A 14,780-nucleotide genomic window follows, 5' to 3' on the forward strand; every position below is an offset into this window, starting at 1 on the left:
CGGCGTGGTTCCGTCGGCGGTCTCGCCGCACGTCGGAGCCCCTCGGCACGGTAGGTTGGACCCATGGCTTCCCCTGCTTCTCCGGCGCGCCCGTTCGGGGCCGTGCTCACGGCGATGATCACCCCCATGACCGCGGACGGCGCGGTCGACCTCGACGCCGCGGCACGCCTCGCGACGTACCTCGTGGACCAGGGCAACGACGGTCTCGTCGTGAGCGGGACGACGGGCGAGTCGGGCGCGACGCACGCCCCCGAGAAGGCCGACCTGGTGCGTGCCGTCGTCGCGGCCGTGGGCGACCGTGCCCGCGTCGTCGCGGGCGCCGGGTCGAACGACACCGACCACGCGGTCCGGATGGCCGAGCAGGCCGCCGAGGCCGGGGCGCACGGGCTCCTCGTCGTCACGCCGTACTACACGCGACCGACCCAGGACGGCCTGTACCAGCACTTCGCCGCCGTCGCGGGCTCGACCGACCTGCCCGTCATGCTCTACGACGTGCCGGGCCGCACGGGCCTGCGCATCGGCGCCGGCACGCTCGACCGCATCGCGGCGCACGACAACGTCGTCGCGGTCAAGGACGCCACGGGCGACGTCGCGACGGTCGCCGCGGCCTCGGCCCGGACCGGCCTCGCGTGGTACTGCGGCGACGACTCGCTCTACCTCGCGATGCTCGCGCAGGGCGCCGTCGGCCTCGTCGGCGTCGCCACGCACGCCCTCGCGCCGCAGTACGCCGCGCTGACCGCCGCCTGGGACGCCGCCGACCACGCGCGCGCGCTCGAGATCATGCGGTCCGTGCTCCCCGTGGTCGACGCCTTCAACGGCGCCGGCGCGCAGGCCGTCATGGCCAAGGCCGCCGCCGAGGTGCTCGGCGTCATCAGCAGCCGCGCCATGCGGCTGCCCAACGTTCCTGCGAGCGACGCCGAGACGGCGGCCATGCGCGACGCGCTGGCCGCCGCGGGCGTCCTCGACCCCGCACGGCCCCTCAGCGGGGCCGCGCACTGACATCAAGGCCAGGAGGCCCTGTGAGCCACCCTCACCCCGAACTCTCCCTCCCTCCCGCGCTGCCCGACGGCGGTCTGCGGATCGTCGCCCTCGGCGGCCTCGGGGAGGTGGGCCGCAACATGGCGGTCCTGGAGCACGCCGGCCGGCTGCTCGTCATCGACTGCGGCGTCCTCTTCCCCGAGGACAACCAGCCCGGCGTCGACCTGATCCTGCCGGACTTCGACTACATCAAGGACCGTCTCGACGACATCGAGGCGATCGTCCTCACGCACGGCCACGAGGACCACATCGGTGCCGTGCCGTACCTGCTGCGCCTGCGCCGCGACATCCCGATCCTCGGGTCGCGGCTCACGCTCGCGTTCGTCGAGGCCAAGCTCAAGGAGCACCGCATCACGCCGGTGACGCGCGTGGTCGTCGAGGACGAGACGCTCCAGGCGGGCGTGTTCGGCCTCGAGTTCGTCGCGGTCAACCACTCGATCCCGGACGCGCTCGCGGTCGCCGTGACGACCGCCGCGGGCACGGTGCTGCACACCGGTGACTTCAAGATGGACCAGCTCCCGCTCGACGGGCGCATCACCGACCTGCGCGCGTTCGCGCGCCTCGGCGAGAAGGGCGTCGACCTGTTCATGGTCGACTCGACCAACGCCGAGGTCCCCGGGTTCGTGACGCCCGAGGTCGAGATCGGCCCCGTGCTCGACCAGACGTTCGGCCAGTCCGACAAGCGCATCATCGTCGCGTCGTTCTCGTCGCACGTGCACCGCGTGCAGCAGGTCCTCAACGCCGCCGCGAACCACGGCCGCCGCGTCGCGCTCGTGGGGCGCTCGATGATCCGCAACATGGGCATTGCCGCCGAGCTCGGCTACCTCAAGGTGCCGGACGGCGTCCTGATCGACCTCAAGAAGGTCGACTCGCTGCCCGACCACGAGGTCGTGCTCATGTGCACCGGCTCGCAGGGCGAGCCCATGGCGGCCCTGAGCCGCATGGCCAACGGCGACCACAAGATCTCCGTCAGCATGGGCGACACCGTGATCCTCGCGTCGTCGCTCATCCCGGGCAACGAGAACGCCGTGTTCCGCATCATCAACGGGCTCATGCGCCTGGGTGCGCGCGTCGTGCACGGCGGCAACGCCAAGGTGCACGTCTCGGGGCACGCCAGCGCGGGCGAGCTCGTCTACTGCTACAACATCCTCAAGCCCAAGAACGTCATGCCCGTGCACGGCGAGGTCCGCCACCTGCTCGCCAACGCGGCGCTCGCGGTCAAGACCGGCGTGCCGGCCGACCGCGTCGTGCTCGCCGAGGACGGCGTCGTGGTCGACCTCGTCGACGGCAAGGCCTCGGTCGTGGGCGCCGTGCCGTGCGGGTACGTGTACGTCGACGGCTCGAGCGTCGGCGAGATCACCGACGCCGAGCTCAAGGACCGCGTCGTGCTCGGCGAGGAGGGCTTCGTGTCCATCTTCGCGGTCGTCGACTCGGCGACCGGCAAGGTCATCGCGGGTCCGCAGATCCTCGCCCGCGGCATCGCGGAGGACGCGAAGGTGTTCGACGACGTGCGCCCGCAGGTCGTGCAGGCCCTCGAGGACGCGATCGCCGGCGGTGCGACCGACATGCACCAGCTCCAGCAGATCATGCGCCGCGTCGTCGGCCGCTGGGTCGCGACGCGCCTGCGTCGCCGCCCGATGATCGTCCCGGTCGTCGTCGGCGCCTGATCCCGGCGTCCGATCCCGGCGCGGGCCCCACGGGGCCCGCGCTCGGCGATCCTCCGCGGACGCAGGGGTCGACTCCGAGGGGTGGACACCGCCGTCGGCGGGCGGCGGCCCGCCCCTACGCTGGCGGTCCACCCGACGAGGAGGCCGAGTGTCCACGAACGACCCCGCGCACCACCCTGCCGTGCCCGTGCCGCCGCAGTCCGGCGCCACGCCCGCGCCCTCCGGCGAACCCACGACGTCGCCCTACGGCAGCGCGCCCGTGCCGCCGCCCTACGGCGCACCCGGAGGTGCGCCCTACGGCACGGCGCCCTACGGCACGGCGCCCTACGGCACGGCGCCCTACGGCACGGCGGCCTACGGGCAGCAGGCCCCGCCTGCCCCGACGTACGGATCGCCGCACCCGGCACCGCCCGGGTGGCACGCGCCCTGGGGGGCCAGGCTCCCGAGCGTGCCGCGGTCCCTCGGCACCGTCTCGGTCGCGCTGTGCGCGCTGGTCGCCGCGATCCAGGTGATCGCCGCGATCCTCTCCGTCGGGGCCGTCAGCGAGGTCGAGGACTACGTCGCGGGACGCTCGGACTCGCTCGCGACGGTCAACGCCTACGACGCGGTGAACGCGTTCTACGTCCTGGCCCTGATCGCGGCGGGCGTCGTGAGCATCGTCTGGCTCTGGAAGAGCCGTCGCTTCGCGGAGGCACACTCGCCCGGGTGGCACCATGCACGGTCGCGCGTGTGGGTGTGGCTCGGTTGGTTCGTGCCGGTCGTGTCGTTCTGGTTCCCGCTGCAGGTCGTGCGGGACGTGCGCGCGGCGAGCGTCGAGCGGCGCAGTGCCCCGCTCGGGCTCTGGTGGGCCGGGTGGCTCGGCCTCGGCGTCTCGGCGAACCTCTCGCGGAACCTGCTCCGGTCCGCCGATCTCGACTCCTGGTCCGCCCTCCCGCTCTTCGAGACGCTCGGCGCGCTTGCGAGCCTCGCCGCGCTCGTCGGGTGGGCGCTGCTCGTCCGGGAGATCGGCCGGGGACAGCTCGACGCATCCCTCGCCGCGCGCGGCGCCGGGCCGGGCCCCGCGCCGTACTGACCCTCGGGCGTGGCGAGGGACACGGCCCGGCCTCCCGGGGCTCCCCGGCGTCGGCGGGTACGGTGAAGCCACTATGGCGACTCGACCGTCCTCCTCCGCCCGGTCCACCACGGCACGGGCGTCGGCCTCGCGCGTCGGCGGGCGGTCGACGACGGCCAAGCCCCGCACCTCCGGCGCGTCCGGGCGGACGTCGTCGGGCCGGGCCCAGGCGCAGCGGACCACCGCGGCCCGCAAGCCCGCCGCCCGCAAGCCTGCCGCCCGCGCGCAGCGACCCTGGCCGGTGCGTGCGGTGTCGGGCCTCTGGCTGGGGGCCGCGCACGCCGTGGGCGGCACGACTCGAGCGATCGGCAAGGGAGCGAAGGACCTGGACCCCGCACATCGGCGCGACGGCGTCGCGTTCCTGCTGATCGGCCTCGCGGTCGTCGTCGCCGCGCGCGAGTGGTGGGGCATCGAGGGCGTGTTCGGCGACGTCGTGCACGCGGTCTTCGCGGGCACGTTCGGCGTGGTCGCGGTCGCGCTGCCCGTGCTGCTGATCTGGCTCGCGGTGCGCGTCATGCGTCACCCGGAGCGCTCGCAGGCGAACTCGCGCGTCGCGATCGGCCTGGGGTTCCTCACGGTCGCGGTCTGCGGCCTCGTGCACGTCTCGGCGGACCTCCCGGCGCCGCGCGACGGCTTCGCGGCGGTCCAGGACGCGGGCGGGATCGTCGGCTACCTGAGCGCCACGCCCCTCGTGGCGGCGCTGACCGTCTGGTTCGCGGTGCCGATCCTCGCGCTCGTCGGCTTCTTCGGCCTGCTGGTCGTGACCGCGACGCCCGTGCACGCGATCCCGTCGCGGCTCGGGGCCCTGTACGAGCGGCTCACGGGCGGCCACGCGTCGTCCGACGTCGTGGACGACGACGACCTGCAGCTCGCCGAGGGCGTCTCGCGCCACGACGGCTCGGAGGACGTGACCGAGAAGGTCCGCCGCCCGCGCCGCCGCCGCAAGACCCCCGAGCGTGCCGAGGCGCCGGCCGCGGTCGACTGGCCGGGCGGGTTCTCGGGCGACGAGGCGTTCGAGCGTGCGGCCGAGATCGAGCGGGTCGCGCAGGAGGAGCAGGACGCGGCCGAGGCCGCCGCGACCGAGGTCCTCGAGGCGGACGACGCGACGCGGGCCGTCCCGCGTCCTGACGGCCCGGCCGGGGCCGAGGTCGTCGTCGGCGCCGGCACCGCCGTGCGGCCCGCCGGGGCACCCGAGCACCAGCCCGTGCCGCAGGGCGTGCAGGGCGTGCTCGAGGGCGACATCGTGTACCTGCTGCCGAGCGAGGACTCGCTCGTCAAGGGGGCCCCGCACAAGGTGCGCTCGGCCGCGAACGACCGCGTCGTGGAGTCGCTCACGCGGGTCTTCGAGCAGTTCACGATCGACGCGAAGGTCTCGGGCTTCACGCGGGGGCCGACGGTCACGCGCTACGAGGTCGAGGTCGGTCCGGCCGTCAAGGTCGAGCGGATCACCTCGCTGTCCAAGAACATCGCGTACGCGGTCGCGAGCGCCGACGTGCGCATCCTGTCGCCCATCCCGGGAAAGTCGGCGATCGGCATCGAGATCCCGAACTCGGACCGCGAGACCGTGGTGCTGGGCGACGTGCTGCGCTCGTCGGCCGCGCGCCGCACCGAGCACCCGCTCGTCATGGGCGTCGGCAAGGACGTCGAGGGCGGCTACGTCGTGGCGAACCTCGCCAAGATGCCGCACATCCTGGTCGCGGGAGCCACCGGCGCCGGCAAGTCGAGCTTCATCAACTCGATGATCACGTCGATCCTCATGCGTTCGACCCCCGAGCAGGTGCGCCTCGTGCTCGTCGACCCCAAGCGCGTCGAGCTCACGATCTACGAGGGCATCCCGCACCTGATCACGCCCATCATCACGAGCCCGAAGAAGGCCGCGGAGGCGCTCGAGTGGGTCGTGCGCGAGATGGACGCGCGCTACGACGACCTCGCGATGTTCGGGTACAAGCACGTCGACGACTTCAACACCGCGGTGCGTGCGGGCAAGGTCACGCCGCTGCCCGGGTCGGAGCGCAAGATCGCCCCCTACCCGTACCTCCTGGTCGTCGTCGACGAGCTCGCGGACCTCATGATGGTCGCCCCGCGCGACGTCGAGGCGTCGATCCAGCGCATCACGCAGCTCGCCCGTGCCGCCGGGATCCACCTGGTGCTCGCGACGCAGCGCCCGTCGGTCGACGTCGTCACGGGCCTCATCAAGGCCAACGTGCCGTCGCGGCTCGCGTTCGCGACCTCGTCGCTCGCGGACTCGCGCGTCGTGCTCGACCAGCCGGGCGCCGAGAAGCTCATCGGTCAGGGCGACGCGCTGTTCCTGCCGATGGGCGCCGCCAAGCCGATGCGCGTGCAGGGCGCCTGGGTGTCCGAGCGCGAGGTGCACGCCGTCGTCGAGCACGTCAAGGCCCAGCTCAAGCCCGTCTACCGGGAGGACGTCGCGGTCGCGGCGGGCGCCAAGAAGCAGGTCGACGAGGACATCGGCGACGACCTCGACCTGCTGCTGCAGGCCGCGGAGCTCGTCGTGACGAGCCAGTTCGGCTCGACCTCGATGCTGCAGCGCAAGCTGCGCGTCGGGTTCGCCAAGGCGGGACGGCTCATGGACCTGCTCGAGTCCCGCGAGATCGTCGGTCCCTCCGAGGGGTCGAAGGCGCGCGAGGTGCTCGTGCAGCCCGACGACCTGCCGGGCACGCTCGCGATGCTGCGCGGGGAGCCCGGCGCGGAGGTCTACGACCAGGCCGCCCCGGCCGACGGGGACGACCCGCTCGCCTGACCGGTGAGCGCCCGATCGCCTCAGGCGTCGGGCGAGGCGGAGTCGGGCGAGGTGGGCACCGACGGTGCCGTCGCCGTCGGGACGGGGGTCTCCTCGCGGGGGACGACGACGGGCGGCGGGCCCGTGGGTGTCGGCGGCGTCGTGCGCTCGGGCGCGTCGGTGCCGACCACGGAGCGCACCGCGGCCAGACGGTCCGCGACGGTGGCCGCGCTGAGCGTCCCGACGCCGCCCGCGACGTCCTCGAGCACGTGCACGTGGTGGTGGTCGGCCGTGTCGACGGTCGTCGCCGACCACTCGACGCCCGTGACGTGGGCAGGAGCCCCCGGCTCCTGGACCACGGTCGCGGTCATCAGGATCCCGTTCGACGTCGCGGGCGAGCAGCAGCTCGCGTCCTGGTTCGAGACGTAGTTGCCGAGCCCGTACGCGACCCACAGACCGGCGCCGTCGGGGCCACCGTCGAGGCGCTCGATCGCCTGGGGCACGTGCGCGTGGTGCCCGATCACGAGGTCCACGGCCCCCGAGGCGGCGAGGTCGTGCGTGACCTGCACCTGCTGGTCGGTCAGCGTCGTCGTGTACTCGACGCCCGCGTGCAGGCTCACGACCACGAGGTCGGCCCCGGCGGCGCGCGCGGCGGTCGCCTGCTGGACGATGGCGGCCGTGTCGATGAGGTTCACCGACCACGGCTGCTCGGCGGGGACGGGCAGGCCGTTGGTGCCGTACGCGGCCGAGATGTGCGCGACGGTGAGCGTGCGCCCGGCCCGCTCGAGCCGGTACAGCTGGGGGAGCGCGGCCTCGGCCGCGGTCCGCGCCGTCCCGGTGTGCCCCAGGCCAGCGGCGTCGAACGTGTCGAGGGTGGCCTCGACGCCCGCGAACCCGCGGTCGACCGAGTGGTTCGACGCGGTCGAGCACCCGTCCCACCCCTGCTCGGCGAGGTCGCCGACGATCTGGGGGAGGGCGGCGAAGCGGGGGTAGCCGCTGGCCTGCTCGCCCGCCGGGGTCACGGGGACCTCCATGTGGCACAGCGCCAGGTCGGCGCCGGAGACCCACGGGTCGGCCCCGGCGAGGAGGTCCGAGAAGTCGTACCCGCCGTCGGCCGTGCGCGCGGACGCGTTGACCGGGGTGTGCGGCAGGACGTCGCCCGTCGCGACGATCGTGAAGGTCGCGGCCTGCGGCGTCGGCGTCGGGCTCGGCTCCTGGGTCGCGGCGACCGCGACCTGCGGCGACCCGGACGCCTGCACGCTCGCGGGCGGCTCGTCGAACAGGACCGTGCCGAGCGCGCCCCCGACGACGAGGGCGAACGTCGCGACGACGGTGCCGGCGACGAGACGTCGCGGCCGACGACGGCGACGGAAGTGACGGGTCATCCGCGCAGGATAGTGGCGGCAGGCGCCGATCCGGCACCTGCGGCCGAGGGGCGGGACGTCGCGCGCGGTCCTCGGCACGCCCCTGCTGGCCCTAGGGTGGTGCTGTGGTCGTCGCACTCAAGTCCTCCTGGAACGCCGCCAACGCCGTCACGGTCGTGCGGATCGCCCTCGTGCCGTTCTTCGCCTGGGCGCTGCTCGCCGACGGAGGGCACGAGGCAGGATGGCGCTGGTGCGCCGCCACGATCTTCCTGCTCGCCGCGGCGACCGACCGGCTCGACGGCTGGCTCGCGCGCCGGTCGGGCCAGGTCACCGACCTCGGCAAGCTGCTCGACCCGATCGCCGACAAGCTCCTCGTCGGGACGGCGCTCGTGCTGCTCTCGTGGCTGGGCGACCTGTGGTGGTGGGTCACGGCCCTGATCCTCGTGCGCGAGCTCGGGATCACGCTGATGCGGTTCGCGGTGCTCAAGTACGCCGTCATGCCCGCGTCGCGCGGCGGCAAGCTCAAGACCGTGCTGCAGGCGGCCGCGATCGGCCTCTACCTCCTGCCCCTGGACACCCTGCCCGGCTGGATCGCGGTGCTCGCCGCGATCACCATGGGTGCGGCGCTGGTGGTCACGGTGGTCACGGGGGTCGAGTACGCGTACCAGGGGTGGCGCCTGCGCCGCGCGGGGAAGCGCGAGCAGCGGCGCGAGCGCGCGGCCGACCCCGACGCCGGGCCCTCCGGCGCCTGATGTCGACGGCCGCGCGAGCCACGGACCTCGGTCCTGTGCCCTCCGCCCCGGCACCGGCCGCCGCCGAGCTCCTGGAGCTCGCGCGGCGCTCCGGGACCACGATCGGGGTCGCCGAGTCGCTCACGGGCGGCCTGGTCACGGCCGCGCTCGTCGCGGTCCCCGGCGCGTCGGACGTGCTGCGCGGCGGCGTGACGGCCTACGCGACCGACCTCAAGACCGAGCTGCTCGGTGTCGACCGCGCACTGCTCGCCGAGCACGGCCCGGTGCACCCCGACGTCGCGCGCGCCATGGCCGAGGGCGTCGCGCTGCGCACGGGGGCGCTCGCGGGGCTCGCGACCACGGGCGTCGCCGGACCGGGCCCGCAGGACGGGCACCCCGCGGGCACCGTCCATGTCGCGGTGAGCACCGCGGCACGGACCGTCGTCCGGTCGCTGCGGCTGGACGGCGGGCGCGACGACGTGCGGCTCGGTGCCGTGCGGGCGGTGCTGGCGCTCGCGGTCGAGGAGCTGCGGGAACAAAGTGCGCCGGACGACCGTTGAACCGCACGTGAACTCCACCCGCCCGAAGAATCGGACTCTGCACGTCGGCCCGCGACCCGCGGGGTACGGTAGGAGCACCCCCGACCGGGGCACGGATTCGAGAGCAGCTGCTACGAGAAGCATGGATACGAGAACTGTCGTCGGTACGGCTCCGGCACCGACGGCCACAGACACGGGAAGGGGGCGCCAGATGATTGTTCTTCGTCGTGAGATCGGTGATGTGCTGCGGGATGCTCGCCAGCGTCAGGGGCGCACCCTGCGTGAGGTGTCGTCCGACGCGCGCGTCTCGCTCGGGTACCTGAGCGAGGTCGAGCGCGGCCAGAAGGAAGCGTCGTCCGAGCTGCTGGCCTCGATCTGCGAGGCCCTGGACACGCCGATGTCCCTCGTCCTGCGCGAGGTGAGCGACCGGATCGCCGTGAGCGAGGGGCTCGCGATCCCGGACACCATCCCTGCGGACTTCGCGATGACGAGCCTGGGTCGCCCCGGGCCGTCGCGCGCACCGGAGGATCTCCAGCCGGTCGGCTGAGCCTCAGGGACCCACGACGAAGGGCGCGCCGCACGAGCGGCGCGCCCTTCGCGCGTCCCGGCTCCCCGGCAGTCCCGGCTCCCGGCATCCCCGGTATCCCCGCCGTGCTGGCGTGCGCGCGGGCCTGTGCAGCGCGGGCGGGCCCGGTCAGCGCGGGCCCGGTCAGCGCGGGCCTGTTCAACGCGGTGCGCGCACCCCGCGCGGGGTGATCGTGAACCCGGCGTCGAGCAGCGCCGCGACCGCGCCCTCGCGGGGCATCCGGCCCGCGGCGGCGAGCGTGTCGAGGCCGTCGACCCGCGTGATCACGCTCGACGGCAGTCGTCCGGCACGGCCCGCGGCGGCGAGCTCGGCGCAGGCCGCGGCGAGCTCGCCCGCGTCGCCCGACGTCAGCAGCGATCGCCCGCCGCGCTCGAGGTAGAGCACGAGCGCACCGTCCACGAGCACGACGACGGCGCCGGCCTTGCGGCCGGGGCGGTGCCCGCCGTCGCGGGTGCGGTCGGGCCACGGCAGCGCCGCGCCGTAGGGGTTGGCGGGGTCGGTCGCGGCGAGCAGCAGCGCACGCCGTCGCGGTGCGGCCCCGTCCTGCCGGGAGTCGTCGCGCGACCGGGCACGGTCGGCCGCCCCGGAGCGGAGCTGGTCGACGGCCCCCGGCAGCGCGAACTGTGAGGCGCCCAGGTGCTCGACGAAGTAGCCGCGGCGCACGGTCCCCGTCCCCTCGAGCTCGCCCAACGCGCGGTACACGCCCCGGAAGTAGTCGGGCACGCCTTCGGCGTGCGCGGTGCCGCGCGTCAGCAGCCCGTGCCGGTCGAGCAGCACGCGCGTGAGCGCGGCGGTGCGGCGGGTCGGGTCCGGCTCGACGGCGGGCAGCGCCGACCACCGCCCCCCGCCCGCCGGGAGGGTCTCGTCGGGGCGGCCGGGCCGGCCGAGGTGCGCGAAGCGGGCTCGCGCGAGCGGCCGTGGCCGGGCTCCGGGGCGGGGTGCGCGGTGGCCGCCACCGCGGACGCCGAGCCGGTCGCGCAGCGCGCCGAACCCGTCGTTGGTCACGCGACCCGCCCAGACCAGGTCCCAGAGCGCGTCGAGCGTGCTCGCGGCGTCGGACCCTGCGAGCGAGGCGAGGCGCGGGAGGAAGTACCCGCCGGTGCCGGTCAGGAGGTCGAGCACGACGCGGTGCAGGTCCGAGTCGAGCGGTCCGCCCTCCTCGATCGGTGCGGGAGCGGGCAGCGTGAGGTCGGCGCCGTCGGCGAGGTGCAGGCTCACCAGTCCGTCACCCGCGCCCGGGAGCGGCCCGTGGCCGGCCCAGAGCACCTCGCCCGCGGTCGTGAGGCTGTCGAGCATGGTCGGCGCGTAGTCGCTCACGCGGGCGGGCAGCACGAGCGTCTCGATCGCCGAGGCCGGCAACGCCAGGCCGGCGAGCTGCTCGACGGCCTCGAGCAGGCCGTCGGTCCCGCGCAGCGTCCCGAGGCGGTGCCAGCGTGGGGCGAACACCCCCAGGGCCTCCTGCTCGACGGGCTCGATCTCGGAGCGCAGGGCGGCGAGCGAGCGGCGCCGCAGCACGCGCAGCACCTCCGCGTCGCACCACTCGTCTCCCGTGCCGCCGAGCGGTTCGGGGCGCAGGCGGCCGTGCACCACGGTGCGCGACCGTTCGAGCCGGCGCAGCACCTCGGCGACGGGGTGCACGCCGAGCCCGAGCCTCGCGGCGAGGTCGGTCGCGGCGAACGGCCCGTGCGTGCGCGCGTGGCGGCGCACGAGGTCGCCGAGCGGGTCATCGACGGGCGCGGTCAGCGCGGCGGGCAACCCGGCGGGGAGGGCCACGCCCAGGGCGTCGCGCAGGCGTCCGGCGTCCTCGACGACGGCCCAGGCCGGACGGCCGGCGACGCGCACCTCGATCACGCGGCGGGCGTCGACCATCGCGGTCAGCCAGGCCGTGACGTCGGGGGCGTGCTCGGGGTCGGTGCGCGCCGCGGCCTCGTCGAGCGTGAGCGGCCCGGTGCGGCGCAGCACGTCGACCATGCCCTCGGCGTCGCGGGCGCGCCGCCCCGGCGCGCGCAGGGCGATCTCGGCCTCGGTGCGCTCCACGACGTCGGGGTCGAGCAGGTCCGCGAGCTGCGACGCGCCGTCGGCGGTGCCGAGCAGCTCGGCGAGCAGCGTGGGGTCGAGCGTGAGCGCGGCGGCTCGTCGCTCCGCGAGCGGCGAGTCGCCGTCGTAGAGGAACTGCGCGGTGTACCCGAACAGCAGCGACCGGGCGAACGGCGACGGCGTGGGCGTCTCGACCTCGACGACCCGCACGCGCCCCGCGGCGAGGTCGGTCATGAGGGTGCGCAGCGCGTCGACGTCGAAGTCGTCCTGGAGGCACTCGCGCACCGCCTCGAGCACGACCGGGAAGTCGTCGTGCTGCGCCGCGACCGCGAGCAGCTGCGCGGACCGGTGCCGTTGCTGCCACAGGGGCTGACGCCGGTCGGGGCGCCGGCGCGGCAGCAGCAGCGAACGGGCGGCCGCCTCGCGGAACCGGGCGGCGAACAGCGCCGACCCGGCGATCTCGGCGCGCACCGCGTCGAGCACGTCGTCGGGGTCGATCAGGAGGTCGGCGGCCGTGACGGTCGTCGTCCCGCCGCCCGACTCCCAGTCCTCCGCGGTGTCCGGCAGCCGCAGCACGATCCCGTCGTCGGCGTGCACCGCGGCGGCGTCGAACCCGAACCGCTCACGCAGCCGCCCGGCCAGCACGAGCGCCCACGGCGCGTGCACGCGCGCGCCCCACGGGGAGTGGATCACGACGCGCCAGTCGCCGAGCTCGTCGCGGAACCGCTCGACCACGACCGTGCGGTCGTCGGGCAGCCGGCCCGTGGCCGTGCGCTGCTCACGCAGGTACGCCGCGACGTTCTGCGCGGCCCACGGGTCCAGGCCGCCCGCGGCGAGCCGGCGAAGGACGGCGCCGGGCTCTGCCGGGTCGTCGGCCGCGGAGGTCTCCCGCACCCACGTGCCCACGGCGCGGCCGAGCTCGGCAGGCCGTCCGGGCTGGTCGCCCTTCCAGAACGGCAGCCTCCCGGGCGCGCCGGGCGAGGGCGTCACGAGCACGCGGTCGGGCGTGATGTCCTCGATCCGCCAGGTGGAGGACCCGAGCGTGAACGTGTCGCCCACGCGCGACTCGTAGACCATCTCCTCGTCGAGCTCGCCCACCCGGCGCCCGCCGCGCGGTCCGGGCACGCGGTCGCCCGCGGCGTCCGCCCCGGGCTCGTCCTGCGCCCCGGCGAGGAACACGCCGTACTGGCCGCGGTCGGGGATCGTCCCGCCGCTCGTGACCGCGAGGCGCAGCGCGCCGGGCCGCGCGCTCAGCACGTCGTGCGCGCGGTCCCAGACCACGCGCGGGCGCAGCTCGGCGAAGTCCTCGCCGGGGTAGCGGCCCGCGAGCATGTCGAGCACCGCGTGCAGGGTCGCGTCGCCGAGGTGCTCGTACGGGGCCGCGCGACGCACGAGGGCGGCGAGGTCGGCGACCGACCAGTCGTCGAGCGCGACCATCGCGACGACCTGCTGCGCGAGCACGTCGAGCGGGTTGCTCAGCACCCGCACGTGCTCGATGAGCCCCGCGCGCATGCGCTCGGCCACGACCGCGGCGGGCACGAGCTCGCCGCGGAACGTGGGCAGCACGACGCCGTGCGAGACCGCGCCGACCTGGTGCCCCGCACGGCCGATCCGCTGCATCGCGCTCGCGACCGACGGCGGCGCGCCGACCTGGACCACGAGGTCGATCGCGCCCATGTCGATGCCGAGCTCGAGCGACGAGGTCGCGACGACCGCGGGCAGCCGCCCGGCCTTGAGCTCGTCCTCGGTGCGGGTGCGCTCGGCCCGGCTCATCGAGCCGTGGTGCGCGCGCGCGAGCACGGGAGCGACGCCCGCGCCCACCCCCGACTGGCCCGGGACGAGGGCGGCCTGGACCGACCCGACGTCGACGGGCTCGCCGCGCCGGGCGGAGGCGACCTCGTTGACCCGGGCGGTCAGGCGCTCTGCGCTGCGCCGGGCGTTGGTGAACACGAGCGTCGACCGGTGCTGCTCGACGAGGTCGACCACGCGCTCCTCGACGTGCGGCCAGACCGACGCGGCCCGCCGGCCGTCGTCCGCCCCACCGTCGGGCGTCGGGGGCGCCGGCGCCGACGCGAGGTCGGTCAGGTCGGGCACCGGCACGGCGATCTCGACCTCGATGCGCTTGGTCGCGGGCGGCTGGACCACCACGACCTCGCGCCCGCCGTCGGCGGGCGACCGGGTACCGGCGAGGAACCGCGCGACGTCCTCGACCGGGCGCACGGTCGCCGACAGGCCGACCCGCTGGGCCGGTGCGGGCAGCATCGCGTCGAGCCGTTCGAGCGAGAGCGCGAGGTGCGCCCCGCGCTTGGTGCCCGCGACCGCGTGGATCTCGTCGACGATGACCGTGCGCACGCCCGCGAGCCCGGCGCGCGCGGCCGACGTCAGCACCAGGTAGAGGGACTCGGGCGTCGTGATGAGGACGTCGGGCGGACGCCGACCGAGCTGCCGGCGCTCGGACGCGGGCGTGTCCCCGGTGCGCGTGCCGACCACGACGTCGGGGGTCGTCGCGCCCAGGCGCTGCGCGGCGTGCCGGATCCCGGCGAGCGGCGCGCGCAGGTTGCGGTCGACGTCCGCCGCGAGGGCCTTGAGCGGCGAGACGTACAGCACGCGGCAGCGTGCGAGCGGGTCCTCGGGCGTCGGGGTGCTCGTGAGGTCGTCGATCGCCGAGAGGAACGCGGCGAGGGTCTTGCCCGACCCGGTCGGCGCCACGACGAGCGCGTGCCGCCCGCTGCGCACCGCGTCCCACGTGCCGCTCTGCGCGGGCGTCGGCGCCTCGAACGCGCTCGCGAACCAGGCGCGCGTGGGCTCCGCGAAGCCGCCGAGACCCGCAGGGACGCCGTCCGGACCCGCAGGGACGGCCTCGTGGCTCGCGGGCTCGTCGCGGTCGGGTGACATGCTGGCATCGTCGCAGGCGCCACCGACGCGCGCAGCCGAGCGCGCTGGTCGCCCGGGGCGTCCCGGGCGTGG

At 75.4% G+C, this 14,780-nt stretch carries 9 protein-coding genes; 7 read left to right on the plus strand and 2 right to left on the minus strand.

Features of this window, described 5'->3' with window-relative positions; translation table 11 throughout:
• The first annotated feature begins 63 nt into the window (after positions 1–63).
• From dapA to CLV28_RS14150, 4 genes are all read left to right on the plus strand, one after another.
• The gene (gene dapA / locus CLV28_RS14135; RefSeq protein WP_100423982.1) at positions 64–999 is read left to right on the plus strand and encodes a 4-hydroxy-tetrahydrodipicolinate synthase; all 936 of its coding nucleotides are present in this window, start codon (positions 64–66) and stop codon (positions 997–999) included.
• Between the two features lie 20 nt (positions 1,000–1,019).
• Positions 1,020–2,705 (plus strand): ribonuclease J, encoded by a 1,686-nt coding sequence (locus CLV28_RS14140; RefSeq protein WP_100423983.1) that lies wholly within the window; start codon positions 1,020–1,022, stop codon positions 2,703–2,705.
• A 148-nt stretch (positions 2,706–2,853) separates the two neighbouring features.
• A complete protein-coding gene (locus CLV28_RS14145) occupies positions 2,854–3,777 on the plus strand; it encodes a DUF4328 domain-containing protein (protein ID WP_100423984.1) in 924 nt (307 codons plus the stop codon).
• Between the two features lie 73 nt (positions 3,778–3,850).
• Complete coding sequence (locus CLV28_RS14150) at positions 3,851–6,577, plus strand: FtsK/SpoIIIE family DNA translocase (RefSeq protein WP_100423985.1); 2,727 nt, start codon at positions 3,851–3,853, stop codon at positions 6,575–6,577.
• A gap of 20 nt (positions 6,578–6,597) precedes the next feature.
• Here the strand turns inward: CLV28_RS14150 and CLV28_RS14155 are convergent, their stop codons facing one another.
• The gene (locus CLV28_RS14155; protein ID WP_100423986.1) at positions 6,598–7,941 is read right to left on the minus strand and encodes a CapA family protein; all 1,344 of its coding nucleotides are present in this window, start codon (positions 7,939–7,941) and stop codon (positions 6,598–6,600) included.
• Positions 7,942–8,045: 104 nt separating this feature from the next.
• Here CLV28_RS14155 and pgsA point away from each other — a divergent pair, with 104 nt between their 5' ends.
• The 3 genes from pgsA (at position 8,046) to CLV28_RS14170 (ending at position 9,737) form a co-directional block, all read left to right on the plus strand.
• A complete protein-coding gene (gene pgsA / locus CLV28_RS14160; protein WP_100423987.1) occupies positions 8,046–8,672 on the plus strand; it encodes a CDP-diacylglycerol--glycerol-3-phosphate 3-phosphatidyltransferase in 627 nt (208 codons plus the stop codon).
• Positions 8,672–9,211 carry a CinA family protein gene (locus CLV28_RS14165; RefSeq protein ID WP_100423988.1) on the plus strand — a complete coding sequence of 180 codons (540 nt, stop codon included), beginning with the start codon at positions 8,672–8,674 and terminating at the stop codon, positions 9,209–9,211. Before pgsA ends, CLV28_RS14165 begins: the two co-directional genes overlap by 1 nt.
• A gap of 190 nt (positions 9,212–9,401) precedes the next feature.
• Positions 9,402–9,737 (plus strand): helix-turn-helix domain-containing protein, encoded by a 336-nt coding sequence (locus CLV28_RS14170; RefSeq protein ID WP_100423989.1) that lies wholly within the window; start codon positions 9,402–9,404, stop codon positions 9,735–9,737.
• Positions 9,738–9,914: 177 nt separating this feature from the next.
• Here the strand turns inward: CLV28_RS14170 and CLV28_RS14175 are convergent, their stop codons facing one another.
• Entirely contained in the window at positions 9,915–14,708 is a 4,794-nt protein-coding gene (locus tag CLV28_RS14175; protein WP_100423990.1) for an ATP-dependent helicase, read from the minus strand.
• Positions 14,709–14,780: the final 72 nt, after the last annotated feature.

The organism is Sediminihabitans luteus, from assembly GCF_002797595.1.
Lineage (GTDB): Bacteria > Actinomycetota > Actinomycetes > Actinomycetales > Cellulomonadaceae > Paraoerskovia > Paraoerskovia lutea.

Coding starts and splice junctions, on each gene's coding strand:
- CLV28_RS14155 (WP_100423986.1), bottom strand. CDS start 7,941: ATGACCCGTCACTTCCGTCGCCGTCGTCGGCCGCGACGTCTCGTCGCC.
- CLV28_RS14170 (WP_100423989.1), top strand. CDS start 9,402: ATGATTGTTCTTCGTCGTGAGATCGGTGATGTGCTGCGGGATGCTCGC.
- CLV28_RS14165 (WP_100423988.1), top strand. CDS start 8,672: ATGTCGACGGCCGCGCGAGCCACGGACCTCGGTCCTGTGCCCTCCGCC.
- dapA (WP_100423982.1), top strand. CDS start 64: ATGGCTTCCCCTGCTTCTCCGGCGCGCCCGTTCGGGGCCGTGCTCACG.
- CLV28_RS14175 (WP_100423990.1), bottom strand. CDS start 14,708: ATGTCACCCGACCGCGACGAGCCCGCGAGCCACGAGGCCGTCCCTGCG.
- CLV28_RS14150 (WP_100423985.1), top strand. CDS start 3,851: ATGGCGACTCGACCGTCCTCCTCCGCCCGGTCCACCACGGCACGGGCG.